Genomic DNA, 21,493 nt, shown 5'->3' on the forward strand with positions numbered 1-21,493 from the left:
TTTTTCGTCATGATCATACTATGAAAGCACTACCTGGATTCGAAACTTCATTTCAATGATGAAATGGAGTTTCTTTTTTTTAGATTTTGAATAAAAAAATAATCTTAGTCGTGCTTTTTACTGTATGTTTTTCATTATAAAATAAGCCCCAATCGTTGGATTGGGGTTAGTTCTTTTTTATTTCTTTACTGATCAGTACACACAACAGGATGGTGATCAACATATCTGGGAAGGTATTTCCTAGAATGAAGTCGATATGCATCAAACAGCGGTAGAGAATGAAACCAATGATCCAGATGATCATATTTAGTTTATGGTTGGTTTGATGTTTCAATAGGAAATGGTCTGCAATTTGGATGGCAATCATGGGGGCAAAAACCGAGCCAATGAAATACAAGAAATTGGTGATATCATCCATTGGAAAGAGGATGGCACCAATGACACCTATGATGGTCACTATGATCGCAATCTTAGAGCCATTCCAATCATCCTTGATGGCTTGGGTGGAAATACCAGCCGAATAAGCATCCAAAAACGTGGTGGTTACGGTGGATAAGACAATGATCAAAAGGCCAATGACACCAAATCCGGCTTTTAAAAGAATTTGGGCAATATCACTTTGTTGGGTATAAATGGCAGCGCCCATCCCAATCATATACATCCAACAAGAGGTCAATCCATAGGCAATGCTGCTTATAGCCGTTGCTTGTACTGGATTTTTGGCTTCTTTGGTGTAATCACTAATTAAAGGTAGCCAAGAAAGGGGCATAGCGACGGATAATTCAACAGCAGCTCCAAAGGATAAGGTACTATTTGTTTGAATCGTAGTTCCGGTATTCTTGAAAATTGTAAAGCTCAATACAATCGTCAGGATGAATAAGGCCATCATGGTGATGGTATTGACTTTACCTAAATTGGTGATGCCGAGGAATAACCAAACAATGATCAGGGCACCAATCAGGATGGCCCAAAACCATTGACCGGTCGCAAAAATGCCATTGGCAGCTAAGGCTCCATCATAGATCATGATGGCGGTCCAACCCACCAATTGAATGACATTTAAACCGGCAAAGAAATCACCGCCTTTGTCGCCAAAGGATACTTTGACACTTTCCATGGCACTTTTTCGCATCGTACCACCAATGGTACCGGATAAGAACAATAAAACACAACCAATCACATGACCAATGATAATCGCTAATAAACCTTTGCCAAATCCAAGAGGAGCAAAGTAGGTACCGGTTAGAATTTCGGCTAGAGAAATGGCAGCTCCAAACCAGATCAATCCATTCTCAAAAGTACTGGTTTGTTTCATTGGGCAAATTCCCCCTGCAAGTCAAACATATGATTCATTGGTCCTTGGCCTTTGCCTAGATCCAACATTGCGGCTAAAGCTTTGGATAAGTAATCTTTGGCGCGTTGAACGGATGTTTCTAGATCATAGCCTTTGGCTAGATTGGAAGCAATGGCACTGGATAAAGTACATCCAGTACCATGGGTATTGGGATTATCAATACGTTTACCATAAAACCAATGGACTTGTCCTTTTTCGACTAGGACATCATTGGCATCATTGATTTGATGACCACCTTTACATAAGCAAGCACAACCATAGGTGGATTCAATGATCGTAGCGGCCTTTTCCATATCAGTCTCATTTTGGATGGACATATTCGCTAATAATTCAGCTTCTGGAATATTGGGTGTACAAACAAGTGCCAATGGCAATAAATTGGTTTTTAGGGCATCAATGGCTGCTTCATCAATCAAACGAGCTCCACTGGTTGCGACCATGACAGGATCGACGACAATATTTTTGGCAGCATACTGCTTTAACTTTTGGGCAATGGTTTCAATCAATTCTTGTTTGGAAACCATACCGATTTTTACGGCATCCGGAAAAATGTCCGTAAAGATGGCATCGAGTTCATGGCCTAGAAATTCTGGGGTGGCATTTAAAATGTCGGTTACTCCTGTGGTATTTTGCGCTGTTAAAGCCGTGATGGCACTCGTGGCAAATACGCCATTGGTTGTCATTGTTTTGATATCGGCTTGGATACCGGCGCCTCCGCTGGAATCAGAACCAGCGATCGTACATGCTGTAAACATAAAAATTCCTCCTTTGCATGTATTTTCTATAGCGATAGAAGGTGGTGTCCCCAATCTACCGCTTCAAAACCGGACACAAAAAAATCAGCCCGGGCTTTGATCAATGTTTGTTTGTCTTGGTTGGATGGATCAGCTATACCAATGGTTTTACAACCCGCTTGATGAGCGGATTGGATCGCATCCAAACTATCTTCAAACACAAGCAGATCTTGTGGTTTTGTGTGTAATTGTGTCGCTATATTTTCATAGACATGTGGATTCCGTTTATCCATGACGGTAAAGATCTTTTGAAAATACGAACGAATCTGTAAGCGGGAAAAAGCTGCATCAATGAGTACTTTGTCGCCAATGGATAAAACATACATAGGTATATGTTGGTCTTGACAAGCTTGTAAACACGATAGAACGCCTGACTTTAATGCCACTTCTTCTTTATAATAGGTCGCCAACATTTCAATGATTTCGTGTTGGATCTCGATGGAAGATGCATTGAGTTGATAGTGTTCTTTCAAATACAAGCTCGATTCTTCTAAGGACATCGGGGCAATGATCTTGGCAAGATTGGTTTGTGGTATCTTGCCTTTGGATCGAACGTATCGTATGGGTAATGTATCCCAAATGGCCATGGAATCCAAGATCACACCATCCACATCAAAGAGAGCAATCATTTAACATCTGCTCCGTGGCTTGTTTTAAGTCTTTGGTCGCTTGGGTGATATCTTTTTGAGCAAAGATGGCACTGATCACGGCAATACCGACAATGCCAGAACCAGCCAATTCTTTGACATTGTCTTGCGTGATGCCCCCGATCGCAATGACCGGAATAGATACCGCTTCACAAATCGCTTTTAAGGTTTTGTGACTGACATCATCTGCATCGTCTTTGGAACCCGTTGGAAAGACAGCGCCTACACCGAGATAATCCGCGCCATGGGCTTCGGCTTTTTTGGCTTGTTCCACCGTTTGTGCGGATACACCTAAAATAACATCGTTGCCTAATGCTTTTCTTACATCCAAGGCTTCCATATCGCTTTGGCCGACATGAATGCCATCCGCATGCATGGTTTTGGCAATTTCAACATTGTCATTGACAATAAAAGGAACATGGTATTCTTTACATAATTTTTGAATTTCAATCGCTTCTTTTAAGAAATTCTCTTCATCCAATTGCTTTTCTCGTAACTGGATACAAGTGGCTCCTCCATCCAAAGCTTCTTTGACTTGATCGAACAAAGTTTGCTTGCCTAACCAATGACGATCGGTCACGGCATAGAGTTCCAAATAGTTATTTGATTTCATACTTGGCCCCTTCTTTGAATTGCATGGTCGTCATTTGATTGAGGGCATCAATGATGCGATTTCGATACGTGCTGTTGCCTTCATAAGCGGCTAAGTGCGAATAGCCAATTTCACCGGCCAAGCCCATGTCACAGACAGCAGCTGCACAAGCTTCTAAAGGATGGTCTGGATTGGCAGCTAAGAAAGCGGTCACGATTCCTGATAATTGACAACCGGTTCCGGTAATTTGGCCCATTTGCGGCTTGCCATTGCGAATCACATAACAGGTATTGGCATTGGCCACCAGATCAATGGCACCGGTAATGGCAATAACACAATCTTGACTCGCCGCAAAGTGCTTGGCAAAAGTAACCATTGTATCCAGGTTTTCTTCCGTTACGGCATCCGCAGCATTGGCATCGACACCTTGCGTTGTGGAAGTGCCTAAAGCCAACGTTTTGATTTCCGAAATATTACCGCGAATGACATCAAAATGAATCCTCTTCATGAGATCCAAAGCCGTTTGTGTACGTAAATGCGAGGCACCTGCACCCACAGGATCCAATAAAACAACATGACCTAATTCATTGGCTTTTTTACCAGCTCGTTTCATGCCTTCAATGGATTGCTGATTCAATGTGCCAATGTTGATATTCAATCCTTGGCAAATGGTCTGGATATCTTCGACATCTTCGGGCTCATCCGACATGATGGGACTGGCACCAATGGCTAAAATGGCGTTGGCTACATCATTGACCGTGACATAGTTGGTGATGTTGTGCACTAAGGCACCGTGATTACGTACATTCTCTAAACAAGTTTCTAACATAAGATCCTCCTTATAAAAAAAGTGGCATACCAACAAGGGTATCCCACGATATTTGCGTATTTCCCTACGTTGGCATTATCCAAATCAGGTTATTGGTCAAGACCATACAGTCTTTTCTCAGCCGGTTTCGCCAGCTCCCATTTTTGTAACATATTCATCATACGCCGAATAGTGGTATTCATCAAGATAAAAAATTATCACATTGACAAATATCAAAGTGATGATATACTATCACATAGACAGAAATCGATGAGAGGAGAAGAAATATGGGATCTTTTATTCAAAAAGAAATACTAGGTATGCAATGGATTCATCGTTGGATAGGTCAACTTTTGAAACATATGGGTGTGGATATGCATACCCGCATGGGAGGATCTATTCAATTTTTTCTTTATGATGTGATCAAGATCACGATTCTATTGTGTGTGTTGATCTTTCTAATTTCTTATATTCAAAGCTATTTTCCACCCGAACGCAGTAAAAAGATCATGGGTCGTTTTCATGGCATTGGTGCCAATATCATCGGTGCCCTACTAGGGACAGTCACGCCTTTTTGTTCCTGTTCTTCCATTCCCATTTTTATGGGATTTACCAGTGCAGGGTTACCTTTGGGCGTTACGTTTTCGTTTTTGATTTCATCCCCCATGGTCGATCTAGGCAGCTTGGTCTTGTTGATGAGCATTTTTGGCTATCGCATCGCCTTGGCGTATGTTGTAGTAGGTTTAGTCATTGCGGTAGTCGGTGGGTGTGTGATTGAACGAGCGCATATGGAAGATCAAGTCGAAGATTTCATTCGTATGGCCTCATCCACCTCGATTGAATCCCCTACTTTGACCATACCGGATCGGTTGGACTATGCCAAAGATCAAGTTGTTTCAACCTTTCGTAAGGTCTTTCCTTATATTTTGGTGGGTGTTGGTATTGGGGCATTGATTCATAATTGGATTCCAGAATATATGATTGAACGCATACTTGGGAACCCCAATCCATTTGGTGTGATCCTGGCCACCTTTGTCGGGGTACCTATGTATGCCGATATTTTTGGGACCATTCCCGTTGCGGAAGCATTGTTATCAAAAGGCGCTTTATTGGGTACAGTATTGAGTTTTATGATGGCAGTTACCACATTGAGCTTGCCATCGTTGATCTTATTGCATAAGGCCATCAAACCCAAGTTGCTTGGATTGTTTATTGGTGTATGTGTGATTGGCATTCTTTTGGTTGGGTATGGATTCAATCTATGCCAAGGTCTGTTTATCTAGGAGGTTTATGTATGAATGCGATGGATGCAGCTGTTATTTGTAAGGCATTGGGAGATGCCCATCGAATCCAGATTGTGGAATTATTAGTCGATGGCGAATTGTGTGGATGCAAATTATTAGATCATTTTCAAATTACACAGCCTACGTTGTCCCACCATATGAAAGTCTTGGTGGAATGTGGGTTGGTTGTCAGTCGAAAGGAATGGAAGAATACCTATTATTCGTTAAATTGTGAGACGTTGATGGCATTTCGAGCCTATATTGATCATTTGAATTGTACTTGTAAGGAGGATAAAAAAGATGAAATCAAAGGAAGGAATTAGTTTTTTTCAAACCTATTTATCTGTATGGGTATTCTTATGTATGGTTGCCGGTGTCTTGATTGGTCATTTTTTACCCATCATTCCCAATGTATTAGGAAAATTACAGATTGCGGGTATTTCCATTCCTATTGCAATCTTGATTTGGATCATGATCTATCCCATGATGATCAAAGTCGATTTTCAACGCATCAAAGAAGTAGGAAAACATCCGAAAGGAATTTTGATCACATGGATCACCAACTGGTTGATCAAGCCATTTACTATGTATGGTTTGGCCTATGTGTTTCTCTTTGTGGTTTTCAAACATTGGATCACGCCGGACTTGGCTCGACAATATCTAGCTGGCGCTGTATTATTGGGAGCAGCCCCTTGTACTGCCATGGTCTTTGTATGGAGTACATTGACACATGGAGATCCTGCCTATACGGTCGTCCAAGTCGCAACCAATGATTTGATCATCTTGATTGCGTTTGTTCCGATTGTGAAGTTTCTATTGGGCGTTTCCCATGTAACAGTTCCCTATAGTACTTTGTTTGTCAGTATCTTCTTATTTGTGGTAATTCCACTGATTGCTGGTATTTTGACTCGTATTTCGATAACGAAAAAGAAAGGGAAGGGCTATTTCGAAACAACCTTTATCCATCAATTTGATGGGGTGACAACCATAGGATTGTTGTTGACCTTAGTCTTGATTTTTGCTTCGCAAGCCCAAGTCATTGTTTCCAATCCCTTACATATTGTTTTGATTGCGGTGCCATTGATCATCCAGACCTTCTTGATCTTTGGGATTGCGTATGGAACAAGTTATATGGCCCATTTGCCTTTTGCGATTGCGGCACCTGCTGGTCTAATTGGTGCATCCAATTTTTTTGAATTAGCGGTAGCTGTTGCGATTGCTTTATTTGGAACGACCAGTCCAGCGGCACTGGCAACAACGGTTGGTGTATTGACCGAAGTACCCGTAATGTTGACTTTGGTGAAAATGGCGAATCATACCCAATATAGATTTCAAAAAGGAGGAGAATGAGATGAATATTAAAGTATTAGGTGGCGGTTGTAGTAAATGTGAGACCTTATTAAAAAATGTGAAAGAAGCGGTCGCAAATAAACAGATTGATGCAAAAATCGAATATATTACGGACTTTTCAATCATTGCGAGCTTAGGCATTCTCCAAACGCCAGCTTTGATGATTGATGACAAAGTTGTGGCGACTGGACGCGTATTGAAACCCAAACAGATTGAGAAGTTTTTATGAAAAAGTGGAAGGTAGGCTTTATTTGTACGCATAATTCGTGTCGCAGCCAGATTGCGGAAGCATTCGGTAAAGAATTGGCAAGTGATGTATTTGAGAGTTATTCAGCAGGAACACAAATCAAAGATCAAATTAATCCCGATGCTGTACGAATTCTAAAAGCGAAATATGGCATGGATATGATTGCCAATGGTCAATACAATAAGACATTGGATCAATTGCCAAAGTTGGATGTTGTCATTACGATGGGATGTGGGGTGCAATGCCCAATGATAGATTGTACGTATCGAGAAGACTGGGGATTACAAGATCCCACAGGAAAATCGGATGCCGTATTTATCCAAGTCATTGAAGAAATTGAGACACGAATTCGATCATTAAAACAACGATTGACAAAGGATGAGTTATGCATGTTGTAGAAGCAAAATCGCTTTTGACCAAATGGAATGCGATCAATATTTATCGTGGATGTACACATGGTTGTATTTATTGTGATAGTCGAAGTGCCTGTTATCATTTTGATCATGCGTTTGAAGATGTGGAAGTGAAACAAAATGCCCCTGTATTGTTGGAACAGATCTTAAAAACCAAACGAAAAAAGATCATGATCAGTACCGGCTCCATGAGCGATCCCTATCAACCCATCGAAAAGAAATGGGAACTGACCAGAACATGTTTACAATTGATCGATCGATATGGTTTTGGCGCTACACTCATCACCAAGTCCGATCTTGTACTCCGTGATCTGGATTTATTGGCGCATATTCATCACCAAGCCAAAGCCGTGGTTCAAATGTCATTAACATGTGCTTCGGATACGATGAGCCATATTTTAGAACCGCATGTGTGTACAAGTCGACGTCGATACGAAGTCTTAAAAGCTTGTCAAGCACGTGGCATTCCAACAATCGTATGGTTAACACCTGTTTTACCCTATTTAACCGATACACGACAAAATTTGAAACAAATTTTAGATTGGTGTGTGGATGCAGATGTCAAAGGTATCCTTTGTTTTCACGCGGGAATGACCTTAAGAAAAGGGAGTCGAGATTATTACTATCAAATGTTGGATGCTTCTTTTCCTGGCTTGAGACAACGCTATAAAAAAGTCTATGGAAATGCGTATGAAGTCATGAGTCAACACAACAAAGAATGGATGCAGCTTTTTCATTCAACGTGTCAAGCGGCGGGAATCATGGATGATCCTGAAGAAATTTTTCATTATACATCCACATTGGATCCGTCCTATGAACCATTAACTTTATTTTGATATAGATGGAAAGCGATGATAAAAATATGAAAACGATTTTTTTTGATTTAGATGACACATTATTAGATGTGCATAGCAAACAAATAGATCCTTCTTCAATGGAAATATTACAAGCCCTCAACGCAAAAGGCTATCGATTAGGCATTGCTTCCAGTCGTCCATTGGAAAGAATAATGGGGATTCCACATATCAATGAAATAAATTGGGATGGCTATGTAACGACCAATGGGGTGGAAGTCTATGATCAAAATTTGTGTCATTTGGAAGATCATTCCTTCCAACAAGAAGATCTGGACGCGATATTTGCGTTTGGTCAAAAATACCAGATTCCTATTTTTTCTGTAGGACAAATCGAAATGTTGACAGGCATCGATCCTACTGTTCGTTTATTCATGAAAAAATATGATGTGGTTGATTATCAATGTAAACCCTATGAAGGCGAAAAACAAAAGTTGATCACATATATTACAACGGATGTAGAAACGGTCTATCAAAAGTTAAAAGAAGAATTTCCACTCTATCATAGTGTGAAAGGAGGTCCTTTCAATATTGATATTTTTCCAAAAGGCTATTCAAAATTAACGGGTATCCATACTTTGATGCAGCACTGGAAGCAACCAAGAAATGATTTTATGGCATTTGGTGATTCGTATTCCGATATATGTACGATCCAAGCAGCCAAGATCGGCGTGGCCATGTATCATGCATTGGAACCCGTAAAAGCTGTAGCTGATTATATTTGTCCCGAAGATCGTCCCGATGCCATAGCACAAACCATCCATCATTTTGGCCTTTTATAAAAGGCCATTTTTACTTCATGATTCCAATAAGAAAACCAACTTTAGGTGTATATACGAACCATCGTTGTAAACGAATTGATCTTTGTGCTATTCTCAAAATCAGCGATTGAAAAGTATCCTATGGAAATAAAAAAGAAGACTTTGCGATGGTACGGATAATGGGTGCCAATTTAGAAACAGTAAAGGGTATCATGGGATCATGAAGAATCTGGGTAGAATCAATTTTTTAGCTTTTGAAAATTGCTGTGAGATCCAAATGCGTTATTTGAGTAAAGACATTCATTGGGCAAACAATTATTGATGTTTGTGATGAAACAAGTCCAAAAAGCACACAATACATGTTGTGATATTGAAACGAATGGCCAATTCCTTTCTATCAACGATAGGGATTTAAAAAACAAAAGGAGTTGGTCATAGTACGGTGAATCGCTTTTTCATGCATGGGTCAATTGTGAACAGATTGTTTCATTTCGATCTGTATACAGACTGCCTTTTTCCCATATGAAATCAAGATCATGATGGATGGAAAAGTCTTCCAAGGGGATTTCTTTGAGGATGCCGGCTTGTATTTGTTTTTGTGCGGCCATGCGATATAAAAAGGAAATACCACAATCTTCGCACAATAAATCAATGATGGTATGCATGTTTTCTACTTCAATATAATGATGAAAATCTTCCATATGCATGCCACGTAAGGCTAGATAGCGTTCCAGTATATTGCGTGTACCAGACCCTTTTTCACGAAGCAAGATGCGTTCTTCGATAAGATCTTCGATGGTATGAGGGGTGGCATTTTTAAATACATGTGATGTCGCACAAACAGGAATATAGGCTTCGGTTCGATAGTGCTTGTGGACATACATATCTTTTGGATAGTAGCCTTCTACCAATGCCATTTGGATTGTGCCTTCTTTTAATTGTTCTAAGAGTTGGGCCGTATTTCCAAAATGGAGATGTAAGTTGAGGTGTGGCTGTTGTTTGAGCAAGGTGGTCAGAGGTTTGATGATGGCATATTCACCAACGGTCATGGTCACACCCAATGAGAATTGTTCTGTTTCTTGTTGGGGTGCGTGCAATTCAGCTTGTAGTTGTGTTTCATCATTTGTCAGGGTACGAAGTCGCTGATAGAGTAATTTTCCCGCTGCCGTCAATTCTAATTTTCGATTTTGATAATGAAAAAGCTGCACTTGATAATAAGTTTCTACATAGCGAATGTGCGCTGATACTGCTGGCTGGGTGATATGCAATTGTTGTGCCGCTTTGGTGTAATTTAAAGTTTGACAAACACAAAGAAACGTACGAACACGAAAGTCAAGCATTTTGTGATCCTCCTACCCCTACCATATAACGATAAAAATAAATTATCAATAAATAATAATTTATAATTTTACATATTGGATAGGAACTTCTATAATCAAACCGATCGAGAGAGGTATTTGGATGAAGAAACAGAAATATGGTGTATTGTTGTGTCTTGTGATTGCGATTCCGTCATGGATCATTGGTATGCATTTTCCCGTGATTGGTGGTGCCGTGATTGGCATCCTAGCAGGAATGCTCATTACGATGTTTTGGAAGGACAAAGGCAAGGCCCAAAGTGGCATTAGCTGGACCGCAAAATATGTATTACAAGCGGCTGTTGTCTTATTAGGATTTGGAATGGATCTAGGAGTGATTGCACAAACAGGGCAGCAATCATTACCTATCATTATTTGTACCATTTCAACATCTTTAGGCATAGCTTGGTTGTTGCACAAAAAGATGCATATTTCTGGAAATATTGCGACTTTGGTTGGGGTAGGTTCTTCCATTTGTGGTGGATCGGCGATTGCGGCGACAGCACCCGTTGTGGGGGCAGATGACGAAGAAGTAGCCCAAGCTATTTCGGTCATTTTCTTCTTTAATGTGATGGCTGCCATATTCTTTCCTTTGTTGGGTCAGGCGCTTGGTTTTCATACAACGAGCGGGGAAGCCTTTGGCATCTTTGCGGGGACGGCCATCAATGATACCTCTTCGGTAACAGCGGCCGCAGCAACTTGGGATAGTATGTGGCATCTGGGCAGTGCGACTTTGGATAAGGCGGTAACAGTCAAACTCACGCGGACATTAGCCATCATTCCAATCACATTGGTGCTTGCTGCAAAACAGAGTGGTGCCAAAAACAAAGGGGAAGGATTTCGGTTTCGCAAAGTTTTTCCTTTATTCATTCTCTATTTTATTTTGGCAGCCATTTTTACAACGATTTGTGTACATGCAGGTGTACAAGCAGAAGTGTTTATGCCATTGAAAACGATATCCAAATTCTTTATTGTGATGGCCATGGTGGCCATTGGCTTAAATAGTGATATTGTGAAATTGATTCGTACCGGAGGAAAACCTCTCTTGATTGGTGCATCCTGTTGGGTGGGAATTACACTAGTCAGTTTAGCCATGCAACATATGATGCATATTTGGTAAGACGGATGTTACAAATCCGTCTTTTTTTCGTTCATGCATGAGCAAACTTTGATGGTACAATCTTTATAGAAGTAAACCTTGTATAAAAAGTTGATGTGTGGGTAGAAATCTACTGAATCTGAATCAAACGTCTTCAATTCTTGCAGAGCAATTGTTGTGAAAGACCATTTTGGTTTGAATGGAATGAGGAGAGTGACAACGAGAGAATCGAAAAGATACGGTCATCGACAATAAATGGTAGGAACCTTTTACTTCCCATAGAATGGCTAATATTTTCAGAAGATCTTTTTGATTTTCTGTAATGTTGTATTTGAGGATGTTGTGAAGAAGAGGATAAAAAGCTTGCTTAATTTGCGAAAACTTCTTACTTGCTTCGCATCGTTCACTTTAAAACCGGGCATTGATGGAATGTTCATAGGGAAAATCAATAGGTATACATACAATGCCATCAAAAGCAATGAGAAAGGGGAGAAGATAAAATGGATACATATCATTCATTAAAGGAACAATTTAAAATCAATGGAGATCCTGAAAAAGCAGTGAAAATGGCGGCTTATATGCGCAATTTGTTCCCTTTTTATGGTTTACCAACACCCAAGCGAAAAGCTATATATAAGGAATTTCTAAAAGCCGAAAAACAGAAAAATATAATCAATTGGGATTTGTTGGATGCATGTTATGCCGATGAACATCGAGAATTTCAGTATTTTGTAGTGGATTATCTGTCAACCATGAAGAAATTCATCTCCTATGATGATCTTCCACACCTTATGAAATACATGAAAACGAAGCAATGGTGGGATACCATTGATGATTTCAATCGAATCATTGGTCATATTGGTTTAAAGGACGAGCGCATCCAGAATCTCATGCTGATATGGTCCAAAGATGATGATTTTTGGATGCGACGCATTGCCATCAATCACCAATTGGGCAGAAAAGAGAAAACTAACACCCAATTATTGGAACAAATATTGGTCAACAACTTTGGTAGTTCAGAATTCTTTATCAACAAAGCCATTGGCTGGAGCTTACGCGACTATTCCAAGACCAATCCAGAATGGGTCAAAACCTTCATTGCAACACACAAAAATGAAATGGATGCATTGAGCATTCGTGAAGCCAGTAAATATTTGTAATGTTTGAATACAACAGCCTGAATTTCATACAGATTGTAAGGCTGTTTTCTTATGCTTCCATGGAACTATGATTAGCATACTTATTTTCTAATGAAAACAGTTGTCTTATCTTATGTATGGGTTATTTTTTTATCTAATATGTATCGTTTTCTAGAAAAAATATTCAATTATTTGAATATATGTGTTCTATTCAGAGGATGCATCCCTTATAATAAAACAGAGTAAGCCAAACGAAAGAGGTGTCTTATGAAGATTAGTTATAATAAACTTTTCAAATTACTCATCGATAAAGATCTTAAAAAAACAGATCTCGTTAAAGGAGCTGGTATTTCAGCAGGAACTTTAGCCAAACTTTCAAAGAATGAATCCATATCAATGGAAAGCTTAATCAAAATCTGTTCCTTCTTAAATTGCGACATCGAAGATGTAGTGGAACTTATTAGAGAGTAGAGGGCTTTTTTATGAATCCAAATAAAACTTATAGGACGATTACTCGTGAACAGTTTTTATTTCATGAGATGCGTATAACAGCCAGTCTTATGGTAAAAGGGCTATGCGATGATGAAATTGTAGACGCAATTTATAATGAAAATTTATATCAATATCCAACAATGAAAATGGTAAAAAATATAACGAAAGTTTGTTTGGCTCGTTTACATACCTTAGATAGCGAAAAGCTTGTGGACATGATTGTGAATGATTCATCCGATACGGCAAAACAAGTTTGTTTATATGCCATGATCAAACAGTATCGACTTGTTTATGATTTTATGATTGGTGTAATTGGCGAAAAATATCGTTTAAAAGATATGTCGTATTCAAAGATGGATATCAATGTATTTTTTACAAGATTACAGGAACAGAATTCAGAAGTTGCTAAATGGTCGGATTCTTCGATTCAAAAAATGAAACAAGTGTTGACCAAAATATTGGTTATCAATCGATATTTGGATTCAACCAAGTCTACACAGTTAAATTCAGTATTGATTGACCTGGAACTGAAAAAAATATTGGAAGCACGAAATGAAAAAAAGATTTTGTCTGCTTTTAATTGCTTTGAATAGGTGATGCAAGATGAACATAAAGGAACGATTAGATATATTAAGAAAAACTATCCAAGAAGAAGATTTCTTTTTGGGAAAGGGATTAAGTAACGAAGTGAATATTCGTATGTTTTGTTATGATCCAAAAGATGAAATGGAGATTCGTGATTTTACGGATAGACTATCTAAAGAAATATTAAGATATAAAGTAGATATTGTGGATCTTTATGAAGTATTTCTATCCATTTGTGAAGATCAAGGCATATTGGAATTTATTCCTGCAATGGAAGAAGAAGATGGAAAAGAGTTTTTGGCGCAGCAGTTAGAACAATTGATCGATGCTAATGTTTTTGCGGATAAAATAATGGAAGATTTTAGCGATAATATTCTTTTGATCACGGGTGTTGGAAAAGTATTTCCATTTATGCGCATACATGCTTTATTAAATGCGCTTCAATATAAATCCAATAATGTACCAATTGTAGTTTTGTATCCAGGGACTTTTGATGGGCATTATGTAAAATTATTCAACAAATTAAAGGCCAATGAGTATTATCGAGCCTTCAATATCATTTAGGAGAGTTAGGGAATATGAAAATAAAAGATATGTTTGAAAAGGACATTAATCGTCCAATCAATGGTGTGGTTCAAGTTGAACAGGATAAAGCAGATGTTGTTAAACAAGAAATTGAAGAATATGTAGTTACCACAGAATTAAAGAAACATTTTGTGAAGTTTTTCAATGAGTACAGTGAATCTTTTGATGTGCCAACAGATAATGTGGGCGTGTGGATTACAGGTTTCTTTGGAAGTGGTAAATCACATTTTTTAAAGATGCTTTCGTATTTATTAGAAAACAAAGAAATCAATCATAGAAAGACAGTGGATTATTTCGAAGATAAATTTGATGATGAAGCTTCTTTTATGAATATTCAAAAATGTACACAAGTACCTACCGAAACGATTCTTTTTAATATTGACGTAGAAAGCTCGATTCGCAAAGATGATACGGCAATCTTAAAAGTTTTCGCCAAGGTTTTTTATAATCACTTAGGATATTATGGTCGAGATATCAAACTTGCAAAGTTGGAACAATTTATTACTGAACAAGGAAAAATGGACGAATTTAAAGAACGGTTTAAAGAAATTCGTAATAAATCTTGGGAAGATGCCAGAGGTGCGTATCAATTCTTTAAATCCGATATCATTGAAATTCTTTCTGATTTAGAAATCATGAATGAATCGGATGTGACGGATTGGTTTAAGAACAAACAGGAAGAAGATTATTCCATTGAGCAATTGGTTGAAGAAATTAAGACGTATGTGGATAGTAAGCCAAAAGGATTCCGCTTGTTGTTTATGATTGATGAAGCAGGACAATATATTGGTGAAAATGGAAGCATGTTATTGAACTTACAATCAATAACAGAAAAATTGGGTTCGGTTTGTCGCGGACAAGTATGGGTCGTTGCCACAGGTCAAGAAGCATTGGATGAAATGGCCATTAAACTGCGGGAAGATGAATTTTCTAAGATCATGGCACGTTTCCCCATTCGTTTGAGTTTGACTTCTTCTTCGGTTGGTGAAGTGATTGAAAAACGTTTGTTGACAAAGAAAGAAGTAGCCAATCAACGTTTGGAAGAGGTCTATGATACGAATGAAAATGTGTTAAAGAACCTGTATGCCTTTGATACAGAAGTTAAAGACTTAAAAGGCTATTCATCCAAGGATGAGTTTACACGAATTTTCCCATTTGTACCTTATCAATTTATAATCATGCAAAAAGTCTTTAATGAAATTCGTAAACATGGTCATGCTGGAAAACATCAATCCAGTGGAGAACGTTCGATGTTGAATGGTTTTCAAGAATCGGCACAACATGTTGAAGATGAAAATGAATTCACTTTGGTTCCTTTATATGCGTTCTATAATACGTTACATAGCTTCTTAGATACTTCTGTTCGTTCTGTTATTGAAAGAGCAGAGGAAGCCGCTAAACAAGGCAATGGCTTAACTGTAGATGATGTCAATTTGTTAAAACTACTTTATCTGGTTCGGTATATTGATGATATTCAATCGAATATTGAAAATTTAACCATTTTAATGGCTGATAACATTACAGTCGATAAACTATCTTTAAAAGAAGAAATCAAAAAATCATTAGATCGATTACAAAAGATGAATTTCATTTCTCGTAATGGTGACGTATATCAATTCTTAACAAATGAAGAACAAGATATTGCTAGAGATATAAGTAATCAGAATGTGGATTCGGCCAATGTGATTTCAGAAATGAGTAAAATCATTTTTGATGATATTTATACAACTAGAAAATTTAGATATAAAAGAAACAATTCCAATTATGATTTTGATTTTGATAAGTCCGTTGATAACCAAAATCATGGATCTACCACGGGTGGTATGAAACTTCGATTTGTGACTGAAGTTTTTGATGAAAACAGTGATTTAAAATTGATGTCGGATTCAGAAGGACATGAAGCCATTTGCCGCTTGTCGAATGAATATCCGATCTTTACAGATATTGAAAATGCATTAAAGATTACAAAATATATTACGCAAAAAAATGTCAGTCAATTAGCGGAATCCAGTCAAGCTATCATTGCCAATAAACAAAAAGAATCTCGTCGATTAATAAATGAAGCAAAAGAAAACATTAGTAATGCCATCATGAAAGGACAATTTTTTATTGATGGTCAAAGAATGAATTTTTCGTCAACAAGTGTCAAAACTGTCTTAGATGATGCGATGACATATCTTGTCGAACATACATATTATGAGATTATAGAAATTGATACACCGGCTACATCGGATGCTGATGTTCGTAATATCTTAAAAGGACAGGTTGGCATGGAAAGTATAGAAGGAAATCAGCAAGCTTGTGACGATGTATATCGATTTTTACAATCAAGAAAAGCTTCAAAAATGCCTGTTTCTATGGCGGATATTCAAGATCGTTATCAAAACATTCCTTTTGGCTGGAAAGAATTGGATATTGCATCAGTCGTTGCTCAATTGATGCAAGCACAGAAAGTTACACTAAAATATTCAGGACAAACCATTCAACCAAAGGATCCGCGATTGGTAGATTTTTTAAGAAAGAAATCAGAAATAGGACAAGTAAAAGTATCTATTCGAGAAATTATACCAGCTCGAAAAATCAAACAAGTGAAAGATATCTTAAAAGACTATTTTAATTGTAGTGATGTGCCAAATGATGAAGATAGTTTAATTGAATTTATTATCAAAAAATTCAATGATGAAAAAGCGAATCTAGAAGACATGCAAAAAACAGATGAGGAAATTCAACATCCAGGAACTTTTGAAATTTCCACTGCCTTAAAATATGTAGACCAAGTATTATTGGCACAAAATGATAATATTGCTTTGATTAATACAATTTGTGATCTAGAAGACGATTTATTAGATTCTAAAGAAGATATGGATAAGGTGAAAAATTTTCACCAATCTCAAATCAAACTGTATGATAAAGCAGTTCAACTAAAAAATCGAGTACTGAACATTGAAAAAGACTATTTGATGGATATTCCTTGTGTTAAAGAATCTATTGATAAAATCAGCGAAATAACCAAGATTTCAAATCATTATCAATACAGTCGTATTCCAGAATTGAACGGTTACATAGCAACAATTAATGATGAAAGAGATGCCTTGATTCAGCAAAAGAAAGATGAATTAAATGCTTTGATTGATTCTTGTTACCATGAAGTGGAAATCAAAGCCAATCAGGATGAAAAATTGCATACTTTCTTACAAAAGGCAAAAAAACAATTGGAGGCAAAGCGACAAGAAATACAACGATTAACTGATATTGCCTATTTGGATGCCAAAACAAATCAAATCACAAATCTAAAAGATGATTTATTTAGACAAATGGAAACAGCTTTGCATCAAAAGTCAATGGTTAAAGAAGAATCTACACATAGAAAATCCATGAAAAAGGTACGACCACTGCAAAGAGCTGTTGTATTTGATCAAGTTACTTTATCGTCACCCGAAGATGTAGATCGTTATTTAAAAAATATCAAAAATAAACTCATGAGTTATTTAAATGACGATGAAGAAATTCAAATCAAGTAGAAAGGGAGCTTTTCATGAATAAAACCGCAATCAAGAATTTTGCCATATGGGCTAGACAAGAATTGATGGCACGTGTTGCTCAAAAAGCTTACACCTATGGAGTTACAGAAACAGAATTGCCAGCCCAAAATACAGATGCAGTCAATGGAAGACTTCTTTCAAATGATGAAAAAAATGCATTAAATGAATTGGTTCGACAAATCAAGATGCATACATATAAAGAAAAAAAAGGGAAAGAAGAAGTGGAAGTGAGTGGGTTTACCCATGTGATTGAAGAAGTGGCTTATACATGGTTCAACCGTTTTATTGCCCTGCGTTATATGGAGGTCAATAACTTTTTACCACAACGAATTCGCGTATTCACCAACGAAAATAATGAATTCAAACCAGAAATTCTAACAGATGCCATTCATGTAGAATTAGAAGGATTGAACCAACAGAAAGTATTTGAATATATTGAACAAGCCAATGATGAAGATTTATATAAATACCTTCTTCAAGCTATTTGTTCGGATATGCACCAATACTTACCAGAAATGTTTACATCAATTTCCGATTATAAAGTTCTTTTATTTCCAGACAATCTACTAGATGAAAACAGTGTCATCGGTCGAATGATTTCAGATATCCCAGAAGAAGACTGGAGAGATCAAGTACAAATCATTGGATGGCTGTATCAGTACTACAATTCGGAATTAAAAAATATCGTCATGAAGAAAAAGAACTATACCAAAGATGATATCCCAGCCGTTACACAGCTGTTTACACCAGATTGGATCGTTCGTTATATGACAGAAAATTCATTGGGAAGAATATGGTTGGACGGACACCCTGATTTTCAACATGATCAATGGAAGTATTATCTGGAAGAAGCAGAACAAGAACCAGAAGTTGTTGAGCAATTAAACAAAATCAAAGAAGAACATGCTCGATTGAAGCCGGAAGATATCAAAGTGATGGATCCATGCATGGGATCAGGCCATATATTAGTGTATGCCTTTGATGTATTGATGGATATCTATCGAAGTCAAGGCTATTCAGATAGAGATGCTGTGCGATCCATACTAACCAATAATATTTATGGATTAGAAATTGATGAACGAGCCTATCATTTAGCTTACTTTTCATTGATGATGAAAGCTTTATCGTATGATCGACGTGTGTTATCTAGAAGAATCCAAACAAATTTAGCTGAGATTGTCGAAACGGACGAATCATTAACAGATGAAGTTTTAAATAGAATTGACGAATATAAAGAACAAGGCCAATATTTAGTAGATCTATTCAAAGAAGCCAAAGAATATGGATCTATTTTAAATGTGGATCTGAGTTTAGAAGATATTTATCATTTAGAATCTAGATTAGAAGAACTCAAGACAAATATAGATCCATCGAATCTGATTGATCAAGCTGAGAAAAAAATACTAATTGAAGATTTGGGACCATTAGTGAAACAAGCAAAACTACTTGTACAAAAATATGAAGTTGTGATTACGAACCCACCATATATGGCACCATCTCCAAAACAGAAACCATATGTAAAAAAACATTATCCTGATTCCAAATCAGATCTTTTTGCGGTGTTCATTGAAAAGTGTCATTCATTAACCAAACAAAATGCATATCAAGCAATGATCACTATGCATTCATGGATGTTTTTATCTAGCTATGAAAAATTGAGAAACAAAATAAATAAACTAGATTTGATTAATATGGCTCATTTGGGAGCAAGAGCTTTTGATGAAATAGGTGGAGAAGTTGTACAAACCACTATGTTTGTATTATCAAACACATATACCAAAGATTACAAAGGTATTTATTGTCGATTAATAGAACCAACTTCAGAAAAAGGAAAAGAAGAATTATTCCTTTTAAAGCAGAATAGGTATTATGTATCTCAAACCAACTTTAGCAAGATCCCAGGAAGCCCTGTTGCGTATTGGTGTAGTGAAAGAATTATTGAAGTATTTTCAAAAGCAGATTTGTTAAGTGATATAGCTGAGCCTCGACAAGGGGTTAAGACATTGAATAATGACTTGTTTTTAAAACTATGGTTTGAAGTTTCATCAATAAACATAAAATATGACTGTGTTTCTATAGATGAGTCTATTGCAAGTAAGAAGAAATGGTTTCCGTACAATAAAGGAGGGAGCTATAGAAAGTGGTTTGGAAATAATGATTACCTTGTAAATTGGGAAAATGATGGAAAAGCCATGAAGTCATTGGCTGTAAAAAAATACAATTCTATAACAAGAACAATTACAAATATTAGTTATTTTTTTCTGCCTGGGTTAACGTGGTCTTCGTTATCTTCTGGAAATATATCATTAAGAGCTTTTGATAAGGGATATATATTTGATTCAAAGGGCTCATCAATGTTTTTTAATGATAGAACGCTGGAAAAATATGTTCTTGCATTGGTTAATTCAAAAATCGCCATGAAATTTCTTGAGTTTCTTGCGCCTACGCTTGATTTTAATATTGGGCCACTTTCAAAAATACCAGTGATTGTTGATGAAAAACAAACTGATAAAATAAATGAAATTGTTGTAATGTGTATAAAATACGCAAAAATAGATTGGGATTCCTTTGAAACATCGTGGGATTTTGAAGTTCATCCATTAATCAAGAACCATGCAAACACAATAAAAGAAGCTTTTGATTTATGGAATTCAGAATGTAATGATAGATTCAATACATTAAAGTCTAATGAAGAAGAACTAAATAGAATCTTTATTGATATTTATGGATTACAAGATGAATTAGATCCGTATGTAGAAGATAAAGACGTTACGGTTCATTATGTGGTCGAATCTAGAGAAGATATACCAGAATCTTTAAAGAATTCAAATTATGTTCGTACCAAACAAGATGAAATCAAATCGTTCATTTCTTATGCAGTAGGTTGCATGTTTGGTCGTTATTCACTGGATGTTGAAGGTTTAGCTTATGCTGGTGGGGAATTTGATTGGAGCAAATATTCGACATTCATTCCTGATAAGGATGATATCTTACCGATATGTGATGATGAATATTTTGAAGATGATATTGTAGGAAGATTTATTGAATTTGTTCGAGTGTTATATGGCTCTGAAACATTGGAAGAAAATCTTGCTTTTATTGCCGAAGCATTAGGTGGTAAGGGTACGCCTAGAGAAATATTGCGTAATTATTTCTTGAATGAATTCTTTAAAGATCATTGTAATACTTATCAAGTAAGTGGATCGGGTAAACGTCCAATTTATTGGTTATTTGATAGTGGAAGAAAGAATGGTTTTAAGGCATTGGTTTATATCCATCGATATAAACCGGATCTCATTGCTCGAATGCGAACGGAATATATTCATCCGTTACAGGCAAAATATAGAACACAAATGGATATGTTGCATACTCAAATGGATAGCGCTACTAATACCAGTGAGAAAGTGAAATTAAACAAAAAGCTAAAAAAGATTCAGGGACAAGCAAGTGAGCTGAGTGTCTATGAGGAAAGGATTCATCATTGGGCAGATAAGATGGAACCTATGGATTTGGATGATGGTGTAAAAGCAAACTATGCGAAGTTCCAAGAGTTATTGGCAAAGATAAAGTAATGAAAATATGGATTGGTG

20 protein-coding genes and 1 riboswitch are annotated in these 21,493 nt (G+C 37.0%); of the genes, 14 read left to right on the forward strand and 6 right to left on the reverse strand.

The window, feature by feature from the left end; translation table 11 throughout:
• Positions 1-166: 166 nt before the first annotated feature.
• Genes cytX through thiM form a run of 5 tightly spaced genes read right to left on the reverse strand, consistent with a single transcriptional unit; the run spans position 167 to position 4,216 of the window.
• Entirely contained in the window at positions 167-1,315 is a 1,149-nt protein-coding gene (gene cytX / locus SOS22_RS06215; RefSeq protein ID WP_317313279.1) for a putative hydroxymethylpyrimidine transporter CytX, read from the reverse strand.
• Positions 1,312-2,109: a bifunctional hydroxymethylpyrimidine kinase/phosphomethylpyrimidine kinase gene (gene thiD, locus SOS22_RS06220; RefSeq protein ID WP_320596667.1), complete on the reverse strand. Its 798-nt coding sequence runs from the start codon at positions 2,107-2,109 to the stop codon at positions 1,312-1,314. The genes cytX and thiD overlap by 4 nt, the downstream gene beginning before the upstream one ends.
• Positions 2,110-2,135: 26 nt before the next feature.
• On the reverse strand, positions 2,136-2,777 hold the full coding sequence (locus tag SOS22_RS06225) for an HAD family phosphatase (RefSeq protein ID WP_320596668.1): 642 nt from the start codon (positions 2,775-2,777) through the stop codon (positions 2,136-2,138).
• Entirely contained in the window at positions 2,761-3,408 is a 648-nt protein-coding gene (thiE, locus tag SOS22_RS06230; protein ID WP_320596669.1) for a thiamine phosphate synthase, read from the reverse strand. Before thiE ends, SOS22_RS06225 begins: the two co-directional genes overlap by 17 nt.
• A complete protein-coding gene (gene thiM, locus SOS22_RS06235; protein ID WP_320596670.1) occupies positions 3,395-4,216 on the reverse strand; it encodes a hydroxyethylthiazole kinase in 822 nt (273 codons plus the stop codon). Before thiM ends, thiE begins: the two co-directional genes overlap by 14 nt.
• Before the next feature lie 43 nt (positions 4,217-4,259).
• Positions 4,260-4,367, reverse strand: a riboswitch (TPP riboswitch).
• 115 nt (positions 4,368-4,482) lie between these two features.
• Between thiM and SOS22_RS06240 the strand changes: the two genes are divergently transcribed.
• From SOS22_RS06240 to SOS22_RS06270, 7 genes are read left to right on the forward strand one after another with little or no spacing between them, the layout of a single operon-like run.
• Positions 4,483-5,478, forward strand: coding sequence for a permease (locus SOS22_RS06240; protein ID WP_320596671.1), 996 nt, complete (start codon positions 4,483-4,485; stop codon positions 5,476-5,478).
• 11 nt (positions 5,479-5,489) lie between these two features.
• Positions 5,490-5,801, forward strand: coding sequence for an ArsR/SmtB family transcription factor (locus tag SOS22_RS06245; RefSeq protein WP_173446072.1), 312 nt, complete (start codon positions 5,490-5,492; stop codon positions 5,799-5,801).
• Positions 5,779-6,828 (forward strand): ACR3 family arsenite efflux transporter, encoded by a 1,050-nt coding sequence (gene arsB, locus SOS22_RS06250; RefSeq protein WP_320596672.1) that lies wholly within the window; start codon positions 5,779-5,781, stop codon positions 6,826-6,828. Before SOS22_RS06245 ends, arsB begins: the two co-directional genes overlap by 23 nt.
• A 1-nt stretch (position 6,829) precedes the next feature.
• Complete coding sequence (locus tag SOS22_RS06255; RefSeq protein WP_128519309.1) at positions 6,830-7,057, forward strand: thioredoxin family protein; 228 nt, start codon at positions 6,830-6,832, stop codon at positions 7,055-7,057.
• Positions 7,054-7,473, forward strand: coding sequence for an arsenate reductase ArsC (locus tag SOS22_RS06260; RefSeq protein ID WP_320596673.1), 420 nt, complete (start codon positions 7,054-7,056; stop codon positions 7,471-7,473). Before SOS22_RS06255 ends, SOS22_RS06260 begins: the two co-directional genes overlap by 4 nt.
• On the forward strand, positions 7,461-8,324 hold the full coding sequence (locus tag SOS22_RS06265) for an SPL family radical SAM protein (RefSeq protein ID WP_320596674.1): 864 nt from the start codon (positions 7,461-7,463) through the stop codon (positions 8,322-8,324). Before SOS22_RS06260 ends, SOS22_RS06265 begins: the two co-directional genes overlap by 13 nt.
• Before the next feature lie 26 nt (positions 8,325-8,350).
• The gene (locus tag SOS22_RS06270; protein ID WP_183164211.1) at positions 8,351-9,124 is read left to right on the forward strand and encodes an HAD family hydrolase; all 774 of its coding nucleotides are present in this window, start codon (positions 8,351-8,353) and stop codon (positions 9,122-9,124) included.
• Between the two features lie 434 nt (positions 9,125-9,558).
• Here SOS22_RS06270 and SOS22_RS06275 read toward each other — a convergent pair whose 3' ends face one another.
• Positions 9,559-10,443, reverse strand: coding sequence for a LysR family transcriptional regulator (locus SOS22_RS06275; RefSeq protein WP_320596675.1), 885 nt, complete (start codon positions 10,441-10,443; stop codon positions 9,559-9,561).
• Positions 10,444-10,564: 121 nt separating this feature from the next.
• Between SOS22_RS06275 and SOS22_RS06280 the strand changes: the two genes are divergently transcribed.
• The 7 genes from SOS22_RS06280 (at position 10,565) to pglX (ending at position 21,475) form a co-directional block, all read left to right on the forward strand.
• Positions 10,565-11,581 (forward strand): YeiH family protein, encoded by a 1,017-nt coding sequence (locus SOS22_RS06280; protein WP_320596676.1) that lies wholly within the window; start codon positions 10,565-10,567, stop codon positions 11,579-11,581.
• A 479-nt stretch (positions 11,582-12,060) separates the two neighbouring features.
• A complete protein-coding gene (locus SOS22_RS06285; RefSeq protein ID WP_320596677.1) occupies positions 12,061-12,720 on the forward strand; it encodes a DNA alkylation repair protein in 660 nt (219 codons plus the stop codon).
• A gap of 246 nt (positions 12,721-12,966) precedes the next feature.
• Positions 12,967-13,170, forward strand: a complete 204-nt coding sequence (locus SOS22_RS06290) for a helix-turn-helix transcriptional regulator (protein ID WP_320596678.1) — start codon at positions 12,967-12,969, stop codon at positions 13,168-13,170.
• A gap of 11 nt (positions 13,171-13,181) precedes the next feature.
• Positions 13,182-13,784, forward strand: a complete 603-nt coding sequence (locus tag SOS22_RS06295) for a DUF1819 family protein (protein ID WP_320596679.1) — start codon at positions 13,182-13,184, stop codon at positions 13,782-13,784.
• 10 nt (positions 13,785-13,794) lie between these two features.
• On the forward strand, positions 13,795-14,340 hold the full coding sequence (locus SOS22_RS06300; RefSeq protein WP_320596680.1) for a DUF1788 domain-containing protein: 546 nt from the start codon (positions 13,795-13,797) through the stop codon (positions 14,338-14,340).
• A 14-nt stretch (positions 14,341-14,354) separates the two neighbouring features.
• A complete protein-coding gene (gene brxC / locus SOS22_RS06305) occupies positions 14,355-17,882 on the forward strand; it encodes a BREX system P-loop protein BrxC (protein ID WP_320596681.1) in 3,528 nt (1,175 codons plus the stop codon).
• 14 nt (positions 17,883-17,896) lie between these two features.
• Entirely contained in the window at positions 17,897-21,475 is a 3,579-nt protein-coding gene (gene pglX / locus SOS22_RS06310) for a BREX-1 system adenine-specific DNA-methyltransferase PglX (protein WP_320596682.1), read from the forward strand.
• The last annotated feature ends 18 nt before the right edge of the window (positions 21,476-21,493 follow it).

Source organism: Absicoccus sp. (genome assembly GCF_034090965.1).
Taxonomy (GTDB): domain Bacteria; phylum Bacillota_I; class Bacilli_A; order Erysipelotrichales; family Erysipelotrichaceae; genus Absicoccus; species Absicoccus intestinalis.